16 protein-coding genes are annotated in these 21,952 nt (G+C 54.7%); 4 read left to right on the top strand and 12 right to left on the bottom strand.

Features of this window, described 5'->3' with window-relative positions; translation table 11 throughout:
* The first annotated feature begins 188 nt into the window (after window positions 1-188).
* Genes RUDLU_RS0109945 through RUDLU_RS0109935 form a run of 3 tightly spaced genes read left to right on the top strand, consistent with a single transcriptional unit; the run spans window position 189 to window position 3,569 of the window.
* On the top strand, window positions 189-866 hold the full coding sequence (locus RUDLU_RS0109945; protein WP_019988226.1) for a response regulator: 678 nt from the start codon (window positions 189-191) through the stop codon (window positions 864-866).
* The gene (locus tag RUDLU_RS0109940; RefSeq protein WP_019988225.1) at window positions 863-2,260 is read left to right on the top strand and encodes a HAMP domain-containing sensor histidine kinase; all 1,398 of its coding nucleotides are present in this window, start codon (window positions 863-865) and stop codon (window positions 2,258-2,260) included. The genes RUDLU_RS0109945 and RUDLU_RS0109940 overlap by 4 nt, the downstream gene beginning before the upstream one ends.
* A 43-nt stretch (window positions 2,261-2,303) precedes the next feature.
* Complete coding sequence (locus RUDLU_RS0109935) at window positions 2,304-3,569, top strand: glutamate-5-semialdehyde dehydrogenase (RefSeq protein WP_019988224.1); 1,266 nt, start codon at window positions 2,304-2,306, stop codon at window positions 3,567-3,569.
* A gap of 16 nt (window positions 3,570-3,585) precedes the next feature.
* Here the strand turns inward: RUDLU_RS0109935 and RUDLU_RS0109930 are convergent, their stop codons facing one another.
* From RUDLU_RS0109930 to RUDLU_RS0109900, 6 genes are all read right to left on the bottom strand, one after another.
* Window positions 3,586-5,961: a T9SS type B sorting domain-containing protein gene (locus tag RUDLU_RS0109930; protein ID WP_019988223.1), complete on the bottom strand. Its 2,376-nt coding sequence runs from the start codon at window positions 5,959-5,961 to the stop codon at window positions 3,586-3,588.
* 80 nt (window positions 5,962-6,041) lie between these two features.
* Window positions 6,042-7,517 carry a gluconokinase gene (locus RUDLU_RS27250; RefSeq protein ID WP_019988222.1) on the bottom strand — a complete coding sequence of 492 codons (1,476 nt, stop codon included), beginning with the start codon at window positions 7,515-7,517 and terminating at the stop codon, window positions 6,042-6,044.
* Window positions 7,518-7,689: 172 nt separating this feature from the next.
* Window positions 7,690-8,967, bottom strand: a complete 1,278-nt coding sequence (locus RUDLU_RS0109920) for a beta-propeller fold lactonase family protein (protein ID WP_027302924.1) — start codon at window positions 8,965-8,967, stop codon at window positions 7,690-7,692.
* A 182-nt stretch (window positions 8,968-9,149) separates the two neighbouring features.
* Window positions 9,150-10,130 (bottom strand): glycoside hydrolase family 43 protein, encoded by a 981-nt coding sequence (locus RUDLU_RS0109915; RefSeq protein ID WP_019988220.1) that lies wholly within the window; start codon window positions 10,128-10,130, stop codon window positions 9,150-9,152.
* A 512-nt stretch (window positions 10,131-10,642) separates the two neighbouring features.
* Window positions 10,643-13,609, bottom strand: a complete 2,967-nt coding sequence (locus RUDLU_RS0109905; RefSeq protein ID WP_044129399.1) for a S9 family peptidase — start codon at window positions 13,607-13,609, stop codon at window positions 10,643-10,645.
* A gap of 92 nt (window positions 13,610-13,701) precedes the next feature.
* Entirely contained in the window at window positions 13,702-14,667 is a 966-nt protein-coding gene (locus RUDLU_RS0109900) for a YheT family hydrolase (protein ID WP_019988218.1), read from the bottom strand.
* 154 nt (window positions 14,668-14,821) lie between these two features.
* On the opposite strand from RUDLU_RS0109900, the gene RUDLU_RS0109895 reads away from it, so the two are divergent.
* Entirely contained in the window at window positions 14,822-15,259 is a 438-nt protein-coding gene (locus tag RUDLU_RS0109895) for a hypothetical protein (RefSeq protein WP_019988217.1), read from the top strand.
* A 61-nt stretch (window positions 15,260-15,320) separates the two neighbouring features.
* Here RUDLU_RS0109895 and RUDLU_RS0109890 read toward each other — a convergent pair whose 3' ends face one another.
* The 6 genes from RUDLU_RS0109890 to RUDLU_RS0109865 form a co-directional block, all read right to left on the bottom strand.
* Window positions 15,321-16,088 (bottom strand): glycosyltransferase family 2 protein, encoded by a 768-nt coding sequence (locus RUDLU_RS0109890; protein WP_019988216.1) that lies wholly within the window; start codon window positions 16,086-16,088, stop codon window positions 15,321-15,323.
* Window positions 16,089-16,169: 81 nt separating this feature from the next.
* The gene (locus RUDLU_RS0109885) at window positions 16,170-17,138 is read right to left on the bottom strand and encodes a glycosyltransferase family 2 protein (RefSeq protein WP_019988215.1); all 969 of its coding nucleotides are present in this window, start codon (window positions 17,136-17,138) and stop codon (window positions 16,170-16,172) included.
* A 437-nt stretch (window positions 17,139-17,575) separates the two neighbouring features.
* Window positions 17,576-18,505, bottom strand: coding sequence for a glycoside hydrolase family protein (locus RUDLU_RS0109880; RefSeq protein WP_027302922.1), 930 nt, complete (start codon window positions 18,503-18,505; stop codon window positions 17,576-17,578).
* Between the two features lie 47 nt (window positions 18,506-18,552).
* Window positions 18,553-20,250, bottom strand: a complete 1,698-nt coding sequence (locus RUDLU_RS0109875) for a hypothetical protein (RefSeq protein WP_019988213.1) — start codon at window positions 20,248-20,250, stop codon at window positions 18,553-18,555.
* 102 nt (window positions 20,251-20,352) lie between these two features.
* Window positions 20,353-21,438: an NAD-dependent epimerase/dehydratase family protein gene (locus RUDLU_RS0109870; RefSeq protein ID WP_019988212.1), complete on the bottom strand. Its 1,086-nt coding sequence runs from the start codon at window positions 21,436-21,438 to the stop codon at window positions 20,353-20,355.
* A gap of 232 nt (window positions 21,439-21,670) precedes the next feature.
* Window positions 21,671-21,925: a hypothetical protein gene (locus RUDLU_RS0109865; RefSeq protein WP_019988211.1), complete on the bottom strand. Its 255-nt coding sequence runs from the start codon at window positions 21,923-21,925 to the stop codon at window positions 21,671-21,673.
* Between the last annotated feature and the right edge of the window lie 27 nt (window positions 21,926-21,952).

The following is a 21,952-nucleotide window of genomic DNA, read 5'->3' as shown; positions in this document are numbered from 1 at the left end:
TTACTCGCGTTAGCGCGATAGCCTTGAAATGGTGTGGATAGAAGCGGAAAACCGTTGGAGACTCTTCAACGGTTTTTTTGTTGCCTGTTGCGGAAATATGGCGAATAATTCGTATCTCGAAACGAAGCGGTAAATAAGTAGTTAGGACGTTTCTTGTAAAAAGCCCAATTGACCCGTAAGTTTCGTTTATGAAGGTACTTGTAGTAGAAGACGAGCCAAAATTGGCCTCATTCGTCAAGAAAGGATTAGAAGAGCAGCAGTGTGAAGTCGAAATGGCATACGACGGTCAAATCGGTCGGACGATGGCGCTGAGTAATGCGTACGACGTGATCATTATGGATGTGAACCTGCCTAAAATGAATGGGTTTGATGTGGTACAGTCCATTCGGCAGGAAGACATCAAAACGCCCGTACTCATGCTGACAGCCATGGGGTCGGTCGATGATAAGCTCACGGGCTTTGAATCGGGGGCCGACGATTACCTGGTGAAGCCGTTTGAGTTTCGGGAGCTGATGGCGCGGTTGAAAGCCTTGTACAAACGAGGCCACGATACCGGCCCGCAGCCCAACGTACTGAAGGTGGCCGATCTGGAACTCGATCTGAACGAGAAGGTGGCTCGCCGGCAGGGAAAGCGCATTGAGCTGACCGCCAAGGAGTTTGGCTTGCTGGAATACCTGATGCGCAACCGGGGACGGGTGGTGTCAAGGGTCGACATTGCCGAAAAAGTGTGGGATATTCATTTCGATACCGGCACCAATGTGATTGATGTGTATGTCAATTTCCTTCGTAAAAAAGTAGATAAAGAGTTCGCGCCCAAACTGATCCATACGGTGATCGGGATGGGCTACATGCTGAAAGAGGAATGAACATCCGCACCCGTCTGACGCTGTTGTTTACGTTGCTGGTGGCTTCCATCATGCTGCTGTTTTCGCTGTCGATTTACTATTTGTACAATCAATTTCGCGAAAACGAGTTTCAACAACGTCTGGAGGATAAAGCCATGACGGCCGCCCGGCTGCTGGACGACGTGGGGCAGACCTCTAAAGATGACCTGACTACCATGGTCGCAGAGCAGGTGTCTGTGTACAATAATCAGGATAAGGAAGTTTACCGGAGTAACCAGACAAACCCCGTGTTTGAGATTACGCCGGAGGTGCGTCGGCAGGCTCGTAAAGGAGGCTCAATTCGGATTCGGGTTGATACCCTGGAAGCCGTAGTGATGCATTACTACTCGCCGACGCACAAGCAGGATTACGTCATGGTAGCCTCAGGGTACGACCGGTTTGGCTTCAGCAAGCTTGACCGGCTCCGCGAAATTCTGTTTTTCGGCTGGCTGTTTAGTTTGATGGTTGTTGCCGTTGCGGGCTGGCTTTTTTCCAGCGATGCCCTCCGGCCTGTATCCGAACTGATTGAGCAGGCCAAGGCTATTTCGGGAACGAATATTCACCGGCGGCTGCGGGTAGGCCGCCAACGCGATGAGCTGGCGCAGCTGGCACTCACGTTTAATGAGATGCTACAACGGCTCGAAGAGGCCTTTGTGACCCAGAAAAGTTTTGTGTCGCATGCCTCGCACGAGCTACGTACCCCCCTGGCGGTTATGATGAGTCAGATCGACGTGGCGCTTATGCAACAGCGGTCAACGGTTGAATACGAAGCCTCATTAAGCGAATTGCTCGACTCGGTTAAAAACATGATGGGGCTGGTAAACGGCCTGCTCGAACTGGTGCGTGCCAACTCCGACTCGGTCACGCTGAACTATCAGCCCGTGCGGGTCGATGAGTTGCTGTGGCAGGCTCGTAGCGCCCTGTTGCTGAAACAGCCCGATTATCTGATCGAGATTGATTTTGAGAATATGCCCGAGCAGGAAGAAGACCTGATTCTGCTCGGTGAGAGCCATTTGCTCACCACGGCCTTCCAGAACCTGATGGAGAACGGCTGCAAGTATTCGTCTGACCATGCCGTAACGGTAAGCCTGCTCTTTACGCCCGATCAGGTGCAGGTTAGCTTTGTAGATGAAGGATTGGGGATTCCGGCCGCTGATTTGCCCCATATTTTCGAGCCCTTTTACCGCGCCGACAACATTATGACCGTAAAAGGACATGGTATTGGCCTGGCCCTGACCCGGCGCATCATTAATCTGCACAAAGGAAATATACAGGTTGCTTCGGTCGAATCGGTAGGAACGACCATCACGGTAACTTTTCCATTGCGGGAACCAACTCCGGCTATTCAGCCTCTTTTAGAAGAAACCGCCGAATAACACGCGCGCAGTTTCATAGGCGACGGCTTTTTCGAGCTCACCGATGACCAACACAATTACGCCCCTTTTGCAGCAGGCAAAGCAAGCTGCTTCGGCCGTTCGTCAGTTGTCCGACGAACAGAAATCGGCTTTGTTGTCGTATCTGGCCGATTTACTACTGGCAAATACCGACTCTATTCTGGCTCAGAATGCGCTCGATCTGGCTCGTATTCCGGACGATGACCCTAAAAAAGACCGGCTTAAACTGACCGAAGCCCGCGTAGCCGATTTGGCCCGGAGCCTCAATGAAGTGGCCAACTTGCCCGATCCATCGGGGCAGGTGTTGCTCGACCGAACCATCGAGAAGGGCTTGCAACTGCGTAAGCTGGCGGTGCCGCTGGGCGTAGTGGGTGCTATTTATGAGTCGCGGCCCAACGTAACGGTCGATGTGGCGGCCCTGTGCCTGCGCTCAGGAAATGCCTGTGTATTGAAAGGGGGTAAAGAGGCTGATTTCTCAAACCGGGTGCTTGTTGGCCTGATTGAACAGGCATTGGAAGCATTTGACATTCCCAGGGCGGCTGTGACTTTGTTGCCGCTCGATGGCGAAGGGCAACGTGGGGCGGTGGTGAATGAGTTGCTGACGGCCACCCGATACGTCGATATTATTATTCCCCGTGGTTCGGAGTCGCTTATTCAGTTTGTGCGCAAGCACTCGCTGGTGCCCACTATCGAAACCGGGGCGGGGGTGTGCCATACGTACGTGCACAAAACAGCCGATCTGGCCAAGGCCACGGCTATTGTGGTCAATGCCAAAGTAACGCGGCCGTCGGTGTGTAACTCGCTCGATTGTATTGTGGTCGATGCCGCCGTAGCGGAGGCCTTTTTGCCCATGCTCAAACCGGGTTTTACCGAATACAACGTCGAAGTTTTTGCCGACGAAACGGCCTATGGTATTCTGGAACGAGCCGGTTACCCGTATTTGCAACGGGCACAGCCGGCCGACTTTGGCCGGGAGTTTCTGGATTACAAATGCGCGGTGCGGGTAGTGGCCGACGAGGATGAGGCCCTGGCCCATATTCAGCTGTACTCGTCGCGCCATTCTGAGGCTATTGTTGCCACCGATCAGATGGCCATCAATCGGTTTCTGAATGAGGTGGATGCCGCGGCTGTTTACGCCAACGCATCGACCCGGTTTACCGATGGGGGCGTGTTTGGGCTCGGGGCCGAAATCGGTATTTCAACCCAGAAATTACACGCGAGGGGCCCCTTTGCCCTCGAAAAATTAGTCACCGAAAAATGGGTAGTGGTAGGCGACGGGCAGGTACGATAAAAAACCGCCTGCCACGTCAGCGTAGCACAATCACTTTGCCGCGAATGGTTTCGTAGCCGGGGGCCGGTTTCAGCACAAATACGTATGGTCCCTCGGGTAGAGCTTGCCCTTGGAATGTACCATCAAATGGTGACTGGTATCCATTGTTCGACCAGTACACCACCTCGCCCCATCGGTTGAAAATCGTTAGTTCGGCTTTGGTAAATCCTTCTACGCCTTTTAATTCCCAAACGTCGTTTTGTCCGTCGCGATTGGGCGAGAATGCATCGGGGATCCAGATTCGTGAAAACACGCGTACCCGAACCGTGTCGCGCGCTTCGCACAACCCCTCATTGCGAACTCTGAAATAGTACGTCGTATCGTGCTGAATATCTACAATATCGAGTTGAGCTGAGCGCGAATTGCCCAGAAAGGCGGTGGGTTCCCACCAAAACTGGTTGGGCGCGCCGGTAAGCTGGGGTTCTACGGTAAAGGTGTTGCCCCGCCAGGTTTTGATGGTGTCGGGCAGGTTGATGGTCGGGATGGGCGCTACGAGGGCATTCTGCCGGGCCACTACGCCCTCACACCAGGGCGCAGGCCGTACCGTGTAGGTTAGCGCATGAAGACCAACCCCGGCCATAGCCGGGCTAAACTGCCCTGTTGCGGGGTCGGTTGGGGCAATACCTGTACCTGCAAATACACCCCCGTCGGGTTTGCCTGTTAAGGTTAGGGCCGGGGCTACGGTTCCGCAACTGGGTGGAACAGGCTCCAGGCTGACGCTAATAGGGGGCACCTGCCCAATGACCAACGGGGCTGAGGTACCTTCGCAACCATACTGGTCAATGGCGGTCAGGCTGTACGTGCCCGCCGTTTGCGCGTCGAAAGTGGCCGCCGAATGGGGCAGCGACTGCCCGTTATACTGCCACCGATAGCTGACTCCGCCCCCGGCAATGAGTGCTAGCGAAGCACTGGGGCAAATGGCCGAGGCCGAACTGCTAAGGGTAGCCAGCACCGGGGCCGACCGGGCAACGGTACGCTCCTCTGACCGGACCCGGCAACCATAAACTGTATTGGTCACCTCGACCTGAAACCGGCCGGGCTGTTCGGTTGTGAAGGTAGGCTGTACGGCCCCCGCCCGAATTTGCCCATCAACCAACCATCGGTAGGTCTGGTTGTCGTTGGCTGGAACGCTGAAACTCATGGTACCCGTAGTGGGACACAGGTGGCCGCTGCTGCTCAGTTGGGTACTCACATCAACTACTGTGATGGTCAGCGCCTGCGATTTGCTCGACTGCACACAGCTCGTTTTCGACGATACCACAACCATGTAATTGCCCGGCATCCGTGCTTCCAGCGTGGGGAGGGTATCACCGGGCAGGTTCAGACCGTCGCGTTGCCATTGGTAAAACCAGGTAGGGTCGGTATTGGCCAGCAGGGTTAGCCCGGTATTGGGGCATATGGTAAATGAGGTAGCCGTGGCAGGTTTATTTTGCGCACGCACCTGTGCTTTGGGCAGACTCACGGGTGGGCAATCGACAACCAGAAACTGAAAGTCGCGCCGAACTTCTCCAATCAGTTGCCCATTTCGGTATTCTTCCACCTTCACCGCAAATACAAACAGACCCTGCGCGGTGGCCGTTACGGTCAGTTCGCCCGTAGTTGGGTTGACTTGTAAGGCGGGCTTGCCTGGAATGGCGTTGTCGGATCCGTATCCCGGTGCCCATACGACATCGGGGTAGGGCCCCGCCGATACGTTGTTGGTATTGTTGTTGCCCGACCCCAGCTGGTTCAGGGGCGATACGAGCGAGTAGCGTAGTTGGTCGCCGTCGGGGTCGGTGCCGCCAAAAGCAAACGTAAACGGGTCATTGAGGCAGATGTATTCGCCATTGATATTGGGAAACCGGGGTGAACTGTTCAAAAAAGGGCTTCCGTTGCGAAGTAGGGGTGGAAATTCCAGATAAAACGTGTAGCCCGTGTTCACCGGGTTCATGATGTTATCAATACCATCATTGCGGTTGCGGGTCTGGTACGAAATATAGTAGCCCAGAGGGTCGCTGTAAGTAAGTGGGTCAAGGTTAATTTCGGCACTAAACGTAGCAACGATAAAATTGAGGTTTCGCTGCTCGGCGCACCGCTCGTTGGCAAACACCAGCGGTTGCCGGGGCCCGCTCTGGCTGGTGGTGAAAATGAGCATCAGGAAATTGTCGCGCTTCCGGTAAATGCCCAATCGCCCACCGCCCTGCTGGTTGCCACGCGCATTGTTCTCCAGGTAATTGGTCACTGTAATCAGATAGCGGCCGGGCGAAGTATCCAACGCACGCATTTCCAGGTGCCCCCCTACCTGATGCGTAGCAAAGCTGCTGCCAGACAAACCCAGAGTGCACCACAAAAGAAAGTAAATTTTCAGACGCATAGGCTTAGCGGGAGAAAGGGGATGTGCTAAGCTAATTTACGTGAAAATCAGTGGGTTCGTTGCGCCTGTTTCGTTTTTAATTAGTTATTGGCCAGGTCTGCCTGAAGCGCTCTGAAACGCTCGAACGTTTCCCGGTAAACCCGGTGGTGCTCAGGGTTGGGTTCGTACGTTTTGCCGAAGCTCACACTACCTGAGGCTACATCGAGTGTGGGGTAATGCCCGGTAGCAGTCAGCGCGAGTAAAATGGCCCCGACGGCTCCGCTTTCGTTGCTGGCGTTGAGCCGTACGGGCACCCCGGCAATGTCGGCCAGCATCTGCACCCAAAACGCCGACTGAGCAAATCCGCCGTTGGCATGAATGACGTGGGTAGGGTCAGTATGGTCGCCCAGGAGCTGGTTGATGCTCCAGAGATTGAATAAGACCCCCTCAAGAGTGGCCCGCACAAAATGAGCCTGCGTATGTAGCCAGTCGACGTGGTGAAATGCGCCCCGTACGGCCGCATCCCAGAGCGGAGCCCGCTCCCCTTGCAGATAGGGTAAAAACAGAAGCCCGTCGGCACCGGCATTGATTTGGGCTGCCTGCGCCAGTACAGCCTCGGGCGTTTGGCGGGTAAACTGTTCGGCCAGCCATTGCAGTACGTTGGCCCCATTGTTGGTGGGGCCACCCACCACATAGTAGCCTTCGGTCAGGTGGTAACAGAACAACCGGCCTTGTGGGTCGCGTAGGGGTTGCCGAACGGTTTGGCGAATGGCCCCGCTTGTGCCGATGGTGAGCGTTGTCATACCCGGCGCTACAGCCCCGGCTCCCAGGTTGGCCAGGCAGCCGTCGGAGGCACCAATGAGCAGGGGGGTACCGGGTTCCAGCCCGGTATGGGTTGCCGCCGAACCGAGCAGGGGCCGAATGTGCATCGTGGGTACAGGCACCGATAGTTGCGTATCGGCGATGCCCGCCACCGAGAGGGCCAATGGACTCCATTGCCGGTGTTCCTGATCGAACAGGCCGGTAGCGGTAGCCATCGAAAAGTCAATGTCGTATTCGCCCGTTAGCCGAACCCATAAAAACTCCTTGATGCTGATAAAGCGGGCCGCATCTCGGATGAGGTCGGGCTGATGGTGCCGCCAGTAAGCGAGTTTACACAGCGGAATCATCGGGTGAATGGGCGTACCGGTTTGCTCGTAAATGGCCTGCCCCAATGCGGCCTGATGCGTACGCAGGGTGCGCGCTTCGGCCTCGGCCCGGTTGTCGGACCAAAGCAGGGCGTTGGTGATTGGGTTACCTTGGGCGTCGATGGCTATCAGGCTGTGCATGGCGGCACTAAACGCCACTACGCCAACCGTTGCCCCGGCCTGCTGCACGGCTTGCATCAGCTCGCGCATCACGTCGCCAAATGCCTGCCAAATGGCCTCCGGGTCTTGCTCCGAATAGCCTGGCTGGGGTTGCAACGTGTGCAACGGCCGCGACGCATGGGCTATAATCTGGTCGGAGTGGGGTTCGTAGGCAATAGCTTTGACGTTGGTGGTGCCAATGTCGGCGCCAATGGTTAGGGTTGCAGGCATGAACGAAAGGGTTGGTACGCACCCGGTATATAGTATATTCCGGATGGTCAAAAATAAGCAATGTAGCGCGGGAAATGCGAAGCCTGACTCCGTATAAAAAAGCCGCACCCGGCTCCTGAGATGGAGCCGGGTGCGACACGGGGCAGAACCCCGATTTGTAGGGCGTTGATGCTTACGGAATTACCTTGATGGCGTGGCAGCCGCGCGTCAGGCTGATCCGGCCGGCCTGCTTGGTGAGCGTCGGCTTGTCGCCCTTGGTAACTTTCCAGAATTCAATACCGCCATTCCGCATTCCGTAGTCGAGGTATTCGGGTACGGCTACGGCAATAGCATCGCCCGAGCGGTCGAAGTCAACGCTCTGGGGAGCAATGCCTTCAAACGGATAATCGGCCGACTGGGTCAGCTTGCCGTCTTTGCCGAGTGCGTACACTGTCAGGGAGCTTTTAGCTACGGCTGCGTTGCCAAACGGCTGGTACGACTGACCAGCGTTGACCACAACTACTACCGAACCGTCGGGGCTAATGGCTACGCTCTCGGGGCCTTCACCCGTAGCGGCCTGCGACAGGATTTTGTGTTCGCCCGGCGTATCGTCGGTGCTGAACTGAACGGCGAACACCTCGCCCGCCCCCGTGCCCGAAGCATTGGCGGCTTTCTTAGCGTCGACGAGCACAAACACGCTGCCGTCGGCGTTGAATTTACCCGTGCCGGGCATAGCACCTACCTTAATGGTTTTGCCGTGCGGAACCAGGTTTGGCTTTTTGGTAGCATCAAGGGCGTATTTCATCAGACCCACTTCCTGCGAGCCGGCAATGGTGTAGGCCACAAACTGCCCACCCGGATGCCAGGCCAGATCGGTAATGACCGCGTTGGGCACCGGCGATGCTGCCGTCAGGATCCGTGTTGGCTTGCCGGTACCGTCTACTTCTACAATCCGCAGCTCTTTACCAGGATCAGCCGAGGCTACGATCAGGGCGTTGCCGGTTGGGTTGATGGTAACGGCCGTTGGGTTTTGGCCCACAGCAAAACCGTATTTCAGGGCGGGCTTGCCCGCGCTCAGGTCAACGGTAAACATTTTGGTACTGGCAGGCAGGCCGCTCAATCCACCTTTAAGCGAGGTAAGGCTGTCGCCGGTTTGGCCACGGCCTTCGACCACAAATGCCAGGCGGCCGTTGTTCGATACAGCGAGTACTTTATCGAACAGGGCCATGCTGTTCGAAATGACTGAGGTGTTGATGTTGCTGCCACTCCGGTCGAGGGGAAAACCAATGGTGGTTAGGGCATCTTTGGTGAACTTGTCTTTGAGCAGGTTCCCGTCAACCATGGCCGACGCGGCCATATCGGCATCTGAGAGGGCTACAATACTTTTGGCCGTGAACTGAATCGGACCTTGCTGGGCCATCACGCCAGTGGCCAGTAAGGACAGAGCAAGCGAAATACCTTGTTTTTTCATGCTGAATTTGGTCAGTTTACTAATTGGGGTTTCCTGCAAAAATAACCGAAATGGGCAGAGTTAAAACGACGGCGGGTGTCCAAATCCGTTTTTCTCAACACGATTTTTGGGCTTTGGGCTGATTCACCAAATTTTATTAAGAGAATAAACCTGAATCCGGGTCGGATGGCCCCCCGGATGCCCTACCGCAGCGGACGTGCTTTTACGCCTTCTACCGTAATCTGTACCGGTTTAATGGCACCGTTGGCATCAAATTCGAGCCGGTCGATGCAGGTTTCGCGGTGATTGCCGTCTGTTTCGGTGAGCGGGCGCCGGTGGTAAACAATGTACCACTCGTCGGTGCCGGGTATGTTCAACATAGAGTGATGCCCCGCCCCCGTGGCTACTTTGGGGTCTTGTTGCAGAATTTTACCGACCCGTTCAAACGGACCAAACGGCGAATCGGCAATGGCGTAGGCAACCGAATAGTCAGGGCCTGTCCAGCCTCCTTCCGACCACATGAAGTAGTATTTGCCATTGCGCATAAACATGAGAGGCCCTTCTACGTACCCTTTGGGTGTGATTTCGCGGAAGGTTTTACCATCGGGGAAGGGCGAGAACCCTTTGAAATCGGCGTTGAGCCGGGCAATGTTGCAGTGCCGCCAACCGCCGTAAATCATGTAGTACTGCCCGTCTTTATCTTTAAACACAAATTGATCGATGGGTTGGGCACCGTTGTGGATTTGCCCGATGAGCGGTTTGCCCAGATAATCGCGGAAAGGGCCTTCGGGCTTATCGGCTACGGCTACCCCGATACCACCCACTTCCCCTTCGTGCACATCGTTGGCCCCGAAGAAAAGAAAGTATTTCCCGTCTTTCTGAATGGTCGAAGGGGCCCACATAGCCCGGCGAGCCCATTTTACGGCGGTTGTGTCGATAATCCGTGGGTGCTTGGTCCACTTGACCAAATCGGGCGATGAGAAAGCGTCCATGAACACCTGCTTTTCGTACGGCGCTGAGTAGGTAGGATATATCCAGTATTTGTTGCCAAAAACGGCTACTTCAGGGTCGGCGTACCAGCCCGGAAATACCGGGTTACCTGAGGTTGCCGGCTTGGTTGTCTGGGCGCAGACCGGAGAAAGTAATAAGCTAAAAAGGCTTGCCGCCAAAAAGCGATGAAGCATGATGTAAGCGTTTGGTTGTGTCGTGAGATAAAGCGGAAACAGGACGCTACATACCATTCAGGCGGGAAGGGTTTTATGTTTTTCGTTGCACTGGCCGGGGTCTAAAACAACGGCAGGCCCCCAAAAAGGGACCCGCCGTGCACTCGCTTCATCACAACTTATGGATTAGGTTGTATCGGGACGCAAGTACGTACATGGATGTAAGGGTAGTACCTGTCGTAAATTAAATGTCAATTAACGTTACTTTTAAATGCAAAAATAGCCGGCCTGTATATGCTTAACAGGCTCGGCTATTTGAGGAATATGACCGGCTGAGTGGCCGGTGAAAGAAGTATGATCGCGGTAGATAGTGCAAGGGCGTACGTGCGGGTACCCGGTCAGGTACCTGCACGCGCTTGTACAGACTGGCGGCATGAAGTTTGGTTAAGAATACAATGCGGCCAAAGCTAATCATTCATCTGAATCAAACTAACTCATAACCAATTCTTTGAGGCAATGGCCCTGGTTGGTTATCAGTATTTCATTTCGCCCCGGTCTTTTTCCACGGCGCTGCGCCCTTCTTTCATCCAGATCGGCATGGGCGCATCTTTCAGGTAATGATCAAAGAACTGGTACATCCGAATGCTCAGGTCTTTGGCATTATGGCGTTGTACCAGATTGTGGTCTTCGCCATTGTACACCACCATCCAGACTGGCTTTTGCAACCGGCGCAGGGCCGTAAACATCTCAATTCCCTGATACCAGGGCACAGAACCGTCGGCGTCGTTGTGCATCAGCATGAGGGGCGTCTGAACACGGTCGGCGTAAAACAGCGGAGAGTTTTCGATGTAATGCATCGGTTTTTCCCATAACGTGCCCCCAATTCGGCTCTGGGTTTTCTCGTACTGAAACTGGCGTACAAGGCCCGTACCCCAGCGAATACCGCCGTAGGCCGAGGTCATGTTGGCCACAATGGCCCCCGCCATGGCGGCTTTGAACAGGTTCGTTTGGGTAATGATATAGGCTGTTTGATACCCGCCCCAGCTTTGACCCTGAATGCCTAACCGGTCGCGATCAACAAAGCCCCGGTTGATCAGGCTCAGCACACCCGGTACAATACAGTCGTAGGCATTCTGGCCGGGGTTACCCGTGGTGTACACAATGTCGGGCACAAAGACCAGGTAGCCATTCGAGACGCAGTACGGAATATTGATGGTAGAGCGGCTGGGGGCCGGAAACTTGTAATCGGGCAGGGTTTCGGCGCTACGCTCATAGAAGTACGTCAGCATGGGGTACTTCTTGTTCGGGTCGAAATCTTCGGGTTTGTAGAGGAGTCCTTCGAGGGCTGTACCGTTGGTACCCGTCCATTTTACCAGCTCGACCGAGCCCCAGCGGATGCTGTCCTGCTGTGCATTGACCCGGCTCAGCTGTTGTTGGTTGGCAAACGTAGTGTCGGTAACAAACAGGTTGATCGGCTCCTGGAAGTTACCCCGGTAGAAGGTCATGGTCGGGGCATTTTTGGCCTTATTGATACCGAAATACCGGTGCGGGCTACTCAGTAAAATCTCAGGAGCCCCGGTTGATGTTGCTCCGGGAGAAGCCGGCTGCTTTGAGGGCCGAATCCGAAGGATGCCCGTATGTTTGTCGCTTTCCCAGAAGCCCGTCAGGTACAGGTCAGCTGCGGGTTGAATACCCGGTCGTTCGGCGGGGCGGTCGTCGTTGTCGAGTTCTATCCGGCGTAGCCGCACCTTGTTGGCCCGGCCCCAGCCGTTGGTCAGGTTGCGGGGTTTTTCGCGACCGGTGGGGTCAATCTGCCAGATGTCGTAGCGGTCGTACACCCAGAAATAGGCGTCGTTGGTGGTCCAGCCCGCAGCTCCGTAGCTGCCTGGCAGGTTGGGCGTATCGTGCTCCTCGTCGAAAAGTTTGGCCGGGAGGCCACGCGTCAGATCAATGCGTTTGCCTTCCGTAATGGACCAGGCCCGCCAGAGGGTGTCGCGCTCATCGAACCAGTAGGCGTACTTGCCCTCTGGCGAAATGCGCATATCCGACGCCATAATGTCGTTGGCGATTTTCGTTTTCTGGCCCGATTGGCTGTCGATCAGGTAGAGGTCGGTATGGCCGGGATCCCACGAGCTGATTACCTGATACGGCATATCGCTCATGCCCAGCAGGTACCGGTTATCTTTTTTATAGTTGACGGATACCGTAGGTACTTCGCGGCTGGCGAGCAAAACCACTTTGCCGGTAGCCGGATTGTACACCGTGGTGTAGCCTCGCTCTTTTTCTTCCTTGAGCCGCTTTTGCTGCATGGGCTGCAGGCGTGCGTCGGTCCAGGTCCAGACATCCATCTTCACCTTCTCGTCGTCGGGTGTGAGGGTATCTTTCCGAATCAGAGGAGGCACGGGTGAGGTGGCAAAGTACAGCCGTTGGCCATCTTCCGAAAACCGAACCGGTGCAAACTCATTTACCGACCAGCCTTTGGGGAGGGCACCCGTGGTGGTGTCGGCAATAAGTACCCGGCCGGTACTGGCGGTTGCGGCTGTTTTAGGACGGCCTTTTTTGCTCGCCGGGGTGTTGGCTACCGCGCCAACGAGGTTCTGGTAATAAAGCCGAAACGACTTCTGGTCGGCACCGGCTGAGTCGGCTGAGGCCATCCAGGCTACCTGCCCGCCTGTTTTGTCGACGGAGAGCCCTTTGTACACTTTATGCAGCCGGGTGGTGTCGATCACGCGGATTTGTTTGGTGTCGGTTCGGAAGGCAAACACGCCCGGCACAAGGGCGTCGCCCGATTGAAGACTGTCGATGATAGACTCGCGCGTGTACACAACCGCCTGCCCATTTTCCGACATCGTCATGTTCGACACGTACCGGGTTGTTTGGCGCGCGCCATCGGCCATATTCAGCAGGACCAGGTCGTCACCTTTGGGCTTTTTGGGGGCAGGCTTACGGCTGGCTGTTGCATTGGCCGGGGCTTTGGCCGTGGTGTCGCGGCTGGCTGCGGGGCGGGCCGGGGCTTTGTCGTCTTTGCGTTCCTGCAAAAAAGCTACCCATGAGCCGCCATCTTTACCGAGCGCAAACGATTTGACGTTTGGAAACTTCTGTGTAGCGCCCGTTCCCAGATTCAGCACTACGAGGCTGTCTTTGGGCATCTCGTCGGCTTTTTTCTTTTTCAGCTTGGCCTTGCGCGTGTCGGCTATTGGGGCTTTGATGCGGGCGACCAGAAACCGACTATCGGCCGAAAAGCGGGCTGCGTACCCGCGCGGAACGCTGTACTTGGTTGAGGGTGAGCCGACGCCTGTGACCATTAACAGACCGTCGCCTTCCTGCGGGTCAATCTGGTACGAAATCCAGCGACCGTTGTCGGAGAGTTGCTCCAGCCGAACGCTCTGCCACCGGTCGTAGTCGGTATGGTTGAGCGGTCGTTTGGCCAATTTGGGCGCCTGAGCGAGCGCCAAACCGGAAAATAGGGTGATGAAGCCTACGAATAGAGGACGTAACATAGAGGGTGTGCCGGATGATAAACGGCCGACAACGAAAATAGCAAAAACACCCCAGTTGGGCCGTTTTTCGGCCTAAAATACCCGTTGATACCCTATAATTTTTCGGTAGCGAAGGCAAGCGACCGGCGTTCGGCGTAGGTAAATGGGTCGCGTGGTTGCAGAAACCCGACGTGCCCGCCCGAAGCCGATACTTCGAGGTAGATTGTCGACCGTTTCTGAGCGAGCCAGACAGGGCTACACTCCGGCGACAGGATGGGGTCATTTTGGGCGTTGAGGAGCAATACAGGAATCTGAATGCCGGGCATGTAATGAACGGCCGAGGCTTGCTGGTAAAAGTCCTGCGCGTCGCGGTAGCCATTGACCGGGGCCGAGAAAAAGTTATCGAAGTCTTCCCAGACCTTTACGTCTTTCAGGCGGCTCATGTCTAACCGACCGGGGTACAGGGCGGCTTTCTGGCTAATCTTAGCCGTTAGTTTTCGCATGAACCGGTTGCGGTAAAACCGGTTGGATGGTAGGTCGAGGAGGTTGGCTGAAGCCAGTAGGTCGGTAGGGGCGGAGACGGCCACTGCCCGCCGGATTACGTCGGGGGCTTCATGGCCGTGCACGCCCAGATACTTAAACGTGATGTTGCCGCCCATGCTGTAGCCAATGAGCACTACCTCCTCGTAGGGTTTGGTGCGGAGAGCGTGGGTAATTACCTCGCCAAAGTCGCCAATTTCGCCGTGGTTGTACAGCCGGAAGGCCCGGTTCATTTCGCCACTGCATGAGCGGCAGTTCCAGGCCAGTACATCGTATTCCGCCTGCGCAAACAAGCGGGCCGTGCCCCGGATATAGTGCCGTTGGCTATCGCCTTCCAGGCCGTGGGTCAGCACCACGAGCCGCCGGTTACCGCCATCAACCCAGTCGAGGTCTACAAAATCGCCATCGGAGAGAGTGAGCCGCTCGCGTTCGTACACAACGCCCGGAACCTTGCGCGTCAGGCTCGGGATGATGGTTTGTAAGTGGGCATTGTACAGGTAGCGTGGAGGTCCTGAGTAAGCCGACTGGACAACAGGCATTTGGGGGCGGTTTATAGTTTACGGTTTATAGTTTTGGGTTTGGCGTTCAGTGTTTTAGGGTCGCTCCTTCTGAGTTCGCTCTATCTATCGCTAAAAACGGTAAACCAAAAACGATACGCTACGTGTTGTTTTGTCACCATCATTCGCTTCAACCATGCAGTTTGCCAAATATGTTTCCGTCATCTTAGCCAGCACCCTCAAATTTTTTGCGGGGCCATTGGCGGGCCTTGCTTTTGAGTTGAGCTGGGTCGAAACAGCCGTTTGTACCGTGCTGGGAATGATGCTGAGTGTGCTTGTCGTGTCGTTTGCGGGCGAATTGTTGTTCCGCCTGAGTCAACGCTTTCGCCGGACTCCACCCCGCCGGTTTACTCGCCGAACCCGGTTGGCCGTAAAAATCTGGAAGAGAGCCGGGGTGCTGGGCATCGCTTTCCTGACTCCTCTGCTGCTAACCCCGATTGGCGGCACGGCTTTGGCTGTTTCGTTTCGGGTTGAGCGCCCCCGGTTGTTTGCGGCTATGCTGGCGAGCGCCGTATTCTGGGCCGTGATTCAGACCTTACTGGTGTATCAGATGCCGGGCGTTTTTACAAAGTAGAACCGGCCCGCCCCTCTTAGAAAAAAAACGGGCAAGCGTTGAGGCTTGCCCGGTCTGCTAACTACCGGCTAACCGCTTTGGCAGGTTTAGCTGTCGATTTCTTGTTGAAGTCGCCCCGCGCGAAAAACTTCTCGATCAGGCAGTACATCAGGATAAAGAAATACCGGCTGCCCATTTCTTTAATCTTCAGTTTCGACTCGCCATACTTCCGGTTTGTCCAGCTATTAGGTACTACCTCGTACGTATAGCCCCGCACCATCGCTTTGAGGGGCAACTCAATGGTGAGGTTGAAGTGTGGCGACAAAAACGGCTTTACGCCCTCGATGGTTTCGCGCTTGTACAGCTTGAAGGCGTTGGTTGTGTCGTTGTATTTGATACCCATCAGAACCCGCACAATCAGGTTGGCTACGCGGTTGATGTATTTCTTCACCTCAGGGTAGTCGATTACCTTACCACCTTTGATCCAGCGCGAACCAAATACCGCGTCGGTATCGGTTTCGAGCATCTTGTTGTAGTACTTTACCAGATCCTCCGGGTCGTCGGACATATCGGCCATAAACACCGCCACACAGTCGCCGGAGAAGCGTTCGAGGCCGTACCGTACCGCGTACCCAAAGCCATTGGGGCCGGGGTTGGTATAGTACACCAGCGTTGGGATCTCGGCCTTCAGGGCTTCGAGCACCCCGGCCGTGTTGTCTTTCGAGTTATCGTTGGTCACGCAGATCTCGTGCGGGATACCGTGTTTGGCCAGAGTCTGGTACAGGGTCCGGAGGGTGTGCGGAATAGACTCTTCCTCGTTGTAGGCCGGAATAACGACGCTTAGTTTCATAATGTGTGCCGTGGCTTTGCTCCGCCACGAGTCGAGTTCATGTTTATTGCGGCTTCCCGATTCGCCGAAGTTGATTCACGTTTACAATCGATAAGGCAACAGACGAATGGCGCTGTACACCTTCCGCAAGGGCGTTGGTACTACATAATCTCGTACCACCTCTTTCACAATCTGCTTTTTGGGGTGTGCCATATGCAGGTATTTGAGCGCGTAAAAGGCCCGCCAAAAATAGCGGTCTTTGTACTGTTTGGAATCGAGCATCATGCGGTAATACCGGGCAATATTTTTGCGCAGCACCCGGTCGTATTTGTAGTCAAGTTCCTTATTGATGTTGCTGTACATCTGAATCCGGTTGCGGAGAAACTTTTCGTCCCACACATAGTCGTGGAAACTGGCCCCCGCCCGGTTTTTCCGGTACACCGACATTACATCGGGAATGTAGCCAATCGGCCCCATTTTGGCTTTCAGCACCAGCCGGGGTATATCACCACTGGTCGACAGTTTGAACCACTCCGGGTATTCGGGAATACTGTTGCGAAACAGAATACTCGACGTGGCCATGAACCAGATTTCGTCTTCCCCGATGAGATCGTCGAGGGTGTAAAACGGCTTCATATCGGGGCCGTTGAGCAGATACGACGTGCCTTCTTCCTCAAACGTCACCAGTGCATTATGAAATACGGCGGAGTAGTCGGGGTGCGTATCCAGGTAATCGGCCTGTTTCTGAAGCTTGTGCGGGTCGGTCCAGTAGTCGTCGCCATCCATGATGGCATAATACTCACCCTGCGCCAGTTTAAGCGTTTCGAGACAGTTGAGACCACCGTTCATGCCTAAGTTGCGGGGTTGCAACACCGCTTTTACGCGGCCGGGGTACGCTTGTTCGTAGCTCTGCACAATGTCGCGGGTGCCGTCCGTCGAAAAATCATCACCCACCAGAATTTCGACCGGAAATGACGTTTCCTGCGCGAGGGCGCTGTCGATGGCCTTGCGGATGAAGTTCTTGTGGTTATACGTAATTACTAAAACGCTGACTTTGGGCTTATTCTGCATAGATACGCAACACCGCAAACGGGAGTAAATTTATACAAAGGTCCGGCTACGAGCCCGGAAATGCAAGGTGTATTCGTGTGTGGTTTTTACCACCCCCCAGCCCCCTCCTGAAAAACAGGAGGGGGAGCCGTAAGGCCACTTGACTTTGTCTAGTTGACCCTCGCCTAACTCGGTTTTGGCCTAACCTCTGCTGAAAAACAGGAGGGGGAGCCGTAGGTCAACTTGACTTTGTCTAGTTGACCCTCGCCTAACTCGGTTTTGGCCTGACCTCTGCTAAAAACAAGAGGGGGGAGCCATAAAGCAACTTGACTTCACAAGTTGTACGCTTTCTATTCAGATTTCCCTCTCGCATCTCCCCCTCCTGTTTTTCAGGAGGGGGCTGGGGGGTGGTAAACTTTTCAGTCCGGCGTTCCGGGGCTGGGGGGTGGTAAACCTGCCTACATGTCCGCTGTTGCCCAGCCGAAGCCCGAAGCACCAAACCCGTTGCCATTGTAAAACATCACCCATTGGTTCTGATGCTGCACAATGTGGCAGTAATCCATCATGAGTGAGTCCCAGCCGTCGGCTGACCGCTCAATACCTGCCTTCTCATCTTTACGCTCCCAGTTGATACCATCCGCCGACTCGGCATACCCGATTCGGTAGCTACGCTGTACGTCTGTACGGTAATTGGTGGCGTTGCGGTACGAAAAGTACATTTTGTACAGGTCGCCGTCTTTGTACACCGTTGGCCGACCGATAGCATCTGTAAACTCGTCATAGCCAACACAAACGTGCCCTGTACGCTCCCAGTGAATCCCGTCTTTCGATTCGGCGTACTTCACATCGTAGAAAGGCTCCGGCTGCCCGTTGATTACCTCAATTTTGGTGCATGACAGGTACCACATACGCCAGTAGTCGTCGCGTTCGCGAATCACACAGGGCTGTGCTACCCACACCTGATCAAATATGTACCGGTCGAGCAGTGGGCCCGTAAATTTGCGCTCGAAGGTGAGGCCCCCGTCGCGGCTGATAGCCAGGCCAATGCCGAGCCGGTAGGCCGCCGTTTCGCTGCGGTTCCAGCCGGTGTAGTACAACCAGATTTCGTCGCCTACGGGCAGAAACCACGAGGGCATGGCCCCCGTTTCGTCGAACATACCCACCGCGCCTTTGGTAAGGCAGGGTTTATCGTGCACATACACTACTTTCGACAGGTCGTTTGGGTCGAGTTCCACAAATGACGTAGCTGATTGTACGTCTTTGTCGCGGGTCGAAAAATACACCCGGAAGCGGTCGTTCATCGGGAAGCCGAACGGAACCTGCGCGTGTGTCTGACTGAACGGCATTGAGCCGTCGGGTTTATAGATGAGTCCTTGTTTGGTCCACATAATGCTGTAAAAACTGGCTTGTATCGGGCAGACTATTGCTACCCATTTTATCTATTTGCGTTGAATCGGTCGTTGCGCACGTAAAGCCGGGCGTCGTTGAATAAACCCACGTAGCGATAATTGGCCGTAACAAATTGGGCCAATGGGCGAATAATTTCGAAGCCCTGTGTTTTACGATCGTTCATCCAGAGGTTTTGGCTACCCACCGCATCGACAAACACAGGCGGAAACGACCGTTTGAAATCGGCCACGTACCGGCGCTGATAAATGTCGAGCATAGGATGAGCGAATGTGCTGCGGATCGTGTGGTTTTCGGCCACCCCTTGCTGCATTTGAGCCTGTACGTAGTAATCGCACCGCCAGCCCCACACCACCAGCTTCTCGCCGGGTTGCGCGTATTTCACAATTTCCTTCACTATATCTGCTTTAGGTAACTGCCAGCCGCCCTGATTATCAGACGGGTACGGGTTCATAGGGGCACCCTGCTGGTATCGGTTCAGTGCCTGAACACCAAAACCCAGCAGGTAAACGGCCAGTATGCCAATACCCACCCATTGCACCGGTTGGTTATACGCCAGCAGCCCCGACCAGGCGTAGGCAAGCCAAAGCATGAACGGCCCCATCAGAAAAAACAGATAGTGTACGTACTCAGAGCCCGTACGGGTAATGGCGTAAAACGTAATGAGTGTGAGCAGGCTCAGAAAGCCCACATAAAAGAGAGGATCGGTTTGGCTTGCCCGGTCGGCGGACAGTGCCGAAACGCCCAGCCCGTTGTGCGTGGGGCGTGTAAGCCGACTGGCAATGAGCCAGATAATTGGTAGGGCGATAGTCAGGCTGACGAGCCACGCAAACTCGGAGCCTTTTCCGAAAAAGCGGGGTAGATGCAACAGATTGTCGAGCTGATTCCCGCCGGTAGCATAATTGAAGTTCCCCTCAATGTAAAACGTAACAAAGCTATCGAGTTGGCCACCTACGGCCATAAACAAGACAAACAGTGCTGGGAAAAGAAGACCACCCAGCGTCAGTATAGCCAGTTGTCCAGCTTTTTGCGGCATCGGGGTAGTGGTGCGTCTCAAAATATCAAAGCCCGTAAACAGCCCCACCACCGCGGCCAGCGGCACACCCTGAAGCTTTCCGAAGGGAACCATCCCGAGTAAAAAACCAATCAGAAAAAGCTGCGGGCGGACAGGCTCTGATTGTTGCTGCCGGGCCAGCAGGTAGGTAGCCCCTGCGAGTAGGACAATAGCAACCAGTTCGCTGTTGTAATGCAGAAAATCACCGTTTTGGGTCAGGCCCAGCAACACAACAAGTGGGAAGAGGGCCAATTGTGCCGAACGAATACCAAACCAGAGCTGAGCGGCTCGGAAGGTAAAAACGAGAAAGAGGGCGATCAGCCCGAAGGCCAGTAGGTGAGCCGAGATATAGTCGAAGGGCAGCCCCAACCAACTCGGAACAACAAGTGCATAACTATCCAGCGGCCCTCCCGTCGTTCCATCGACCGACCGAAAATAAATCGGGTCTTGCGCCAGGGTCATCGCCTGCGTAATCATCTGACTTTCGTCCGGGTTAATTTCGTTATTAAACCAGATGCTGGGTAGTCGGAGTAGAAAAAGCAGAATAAGCGACAACGGTAGAAAAAGCCGTTTACCCCATTTCGGTCGAAGCACCAAACCCGCCAGTAAAAGCCAGCAGATCAGGTAGGTAGGTACGAAATAGAACGTCGGAAACAAATCAAAGCCGGGCATAGTGTAGCAAGATAAACAAGATGCTATTCCGGAAGCGGTTGGTGAGTAAACATAAAAAACGGAGCCAGAAACCTGGCTCCGTTGGCGAATTTCAAAGGTTACTTACTTCGCAACGGCTCCGGTCGACTGAAGCCGGGCCACCATGCTGTCGTGAATCTGAGACATAGTCTCTTTCAGATCGTACGTCCAGTTCCAGCCGGGGTAGTGCTCCTTAAATTTGTTCAGGTTCGATACGTACCAGATGTGGTCACCGATGCGGTTGGTTTCTGAGTACGTGTAGTTCATCTTGTTGCCCGAAATTTCTTCGCACAGCGCAATGGCTTCGAGCATCGAGCAGTTGGCGTACCGGCCACCGCCAGCGTTGTACACCTCACCGGCGCGGGGAGCCTGGTAGAAATGCCAGAACATGTTCACCAAATCCCACGAGTGAATGTTGTCGCGTACCTGCTTGCCTTTGTAGCCAAAAATAGTGTATTGATTGCCCGTGATGGCACACTTCATGAGGTACGACAGGAAGCCGTGCAGCTGCGCGCCAGAGTGGTTGGGACCCGTCAGGCAGCCACCGCGGAACACGCCCGTTTTCATGCCGAAATACCGGCCGTACTCCTGCACCAGAATATCAGCGGCCACTTTTGAGGCACCAAACAACGAGTGCTTGGTGTGGTCGAGGCTCATGTACTCGTCGATACCGTCCTTGAAATAGGGGTGATTCTCGTCGATTTCCCAGCGGGTTTCGGTCTCTACCAGCGGCAGGTAGTTCGGGTTATCGCCGTACACCTTATTGGTCGAGGTAAAGATAAACACAGCCTCGGGGCAGTGCTGCCGCGTCATTTCGAGCAGGTTCAGCGTACCGTTGGCGTTCACGCTGAAATCGGTAAATGGCTCGCGGGCGGCCCAATCGTGCGAGGGCTGTGCAGCCGTGTGCACAATCAGTTTAATATCGGTGCCAAACTCGCGGAAAATAGGATCCAGTTCAGAAACCTCCCGGATATCGGCAGAGCGGTGCGTATAGTTCGAGTACGAATCTTCGAGCCGGTTACGGTTCCACTCGGTAGAGCCGTCGGTGCCGAAGAAATACTGCCGCATGTTGTTGTCGATACCAACAACCAGATCAAATTTATCTGAGAAAAAGGCAACTGACTCGCTACCGATCAAACCCGCTGAACCTGTAACTAATGCAATATTCATAGCAAATAGCAGCTATATAGAGTTGTTGAATGGCGAAAAAATCCAATTGTTGAATTCTTTCTGTGCCTCAAAGTAACGAAGAAAAGTTATATCCCCCTATGCCGTTGAGTAAAAACTGATTAAGAGGTTGAATACGCAACGGAGCGATGCCCTGTTGGGCCGGTTGGGCTGTTGGTACAGGCCGGGGGCTCAACAGGGCATCGCTCCGTTGTAAAAGGGGGCATCAGGTCGGTTACGCACCTTCGCCAATCGTGCCGGCACCAAAGAGTTTCTCGCGGATTTTCTGCGTGCGCTCTTCCAGTTCGGGGCGGGGCGTGTATTTATTTTTTGACTGAACAGCCGCTGAATCCTTGTGTACGCCATACACATACTCATCGTTCTCGCGGACGTCTTTCTGACGAATCGAATTGTATTTCTGGTAATCACAGGCGGTTGCCACAAAACCAAGGGCGATCACCAGCGAAAGTTTAGTCAATGTGCTTTTCATTTGCTTGGTTGCGAATTCGTTGGCGCA

The organism is Rudanella lutea DSM 19387 (genome assembly GCF_000383955.1).
Lineage (GTDB): Bacteria > Bacteroidota > Bacteroidia > Cytophagales > Spirosomataceae > Rudanella > Rudanella lutea.
This window is presented reverse-complemented; position numbering and strand designations above follow the sequence as displayed.

Bases quoted from the DNA above. Each gene is read 5' to 3' on its own strand.
- RUDLU_RS0109945 (WP_019988226.1), top strand. From the start codon at position 189: ATGAAGGTACTTGTAGTAGAAGACGAGCCAAAATTGGCCTCATTCGTC.
- RUDLU_RS0109940 (WP_019988225.1), top strand. From the start codon at position 863: ATGAACATCCGCACCCGTCTGACGCTGTTGTTTACGTTGCTGGTGGCT.
- RUDLU_RS0109935 (WP_019988224.1), top strand. From the start codon at position 2,304: ATGACCAACACAATTACGCCCCTTTTGCAGCAGGCAAAGCAAGCTGCT.
- RUDLU_RS0109930 (WP_019988223.1), bottom strand. From the start codon at position 5,961: ATGCGTCTGAAAATTTACTTTCTTTTGTGGTGCACTCTGGGTTTGTCT.
- RUDLU_RS27250 (WP_019988222.1), bottom strand. From the start codon at position 7,517: ATGCCTGCAACCCTAACCATTGGCGCCGACATTGGCACCACCAACGTC.
- RUDLU_RS0109920 (WP_027302924.1), bottom strand. From the start codon at position 8,967: ATGAAAAAACAAGGTATTTCGCTTGCTCTGTCCTTACTGGCCACTGGC.
- RUDLU_RS0109915 (WP_019988220.1), bottom strand. From the start codon at position 10,130: ATGCTTCATCGCTTTTTGGCGGCAAGCCTTTTTAGCTTATTACTTTCT.
- RUDLU_RS0109905 (WP_044129399.1), bottom strand. From the start codon at position 13,609: ATGTTACGTCCTCTATTCGTAGGCTTCATCACCCTATTTTCCGGTTTG.
- RUDLU_RS0109900 (WP_019988218.1), bottom strand. From the start codon at position 14,667: ATGCCTGTTGTCCAGTCGGCTTACTCAGGACCTCCACGCTACCTGTAC.
- RUDLU_RS0109895 (WP_019988217.1), top strand. From the start codon at position 14,822: ATGCAGTTTGCCAAATATGTTTCCGTCATCTTAGCCAGCACCCTCAAA.
- RUDLU_RS0109890 (WP_019988216.1), bottom strand. From the start codon at position 16,088: ATGAAACTAAGCGTCGTTATTCCGGCCTACAACGAGGAAGAGTCTATT.
- RUDLU_RS0109885 (WP_019988215.1), bottom strand. From the start codon at position 17,138: ATGCAGAATAAGCCCAAAGTCAGCGTTTTAGTAATTACGTATAACCAC.
- RUDLU_RS0109880 (WP_027302922.1), bottom strand. From the start codon at position 18,505: ATGTGGACCAAACAAGGACTCATCTATAAACCCGACGGCTCAATGCCG.
- RUDLU_RS0109875 (WP_019988213.1), bottom strand. From the start codon at position 20,250: ATGCCCGGCTTTGATTTGTTTCCGACGTTCTATTTCGTACCTACCTAC.
- RUDLU_RS0109870 (WP_019988212.1), bottom strand. From the start codon at position 21,438: ATGAATATTGCATTAGTTACAGGTTCAGCGGGTTTGATCGGTAGCGAG.
- RUDLU_RS0109865 (WP_019988211.1), bottom strand. From the start codon at position 21,925: ATGAAAAGCACATTGACTAAACTTTCGCTGGTGATCGCCCTTGGTTTT.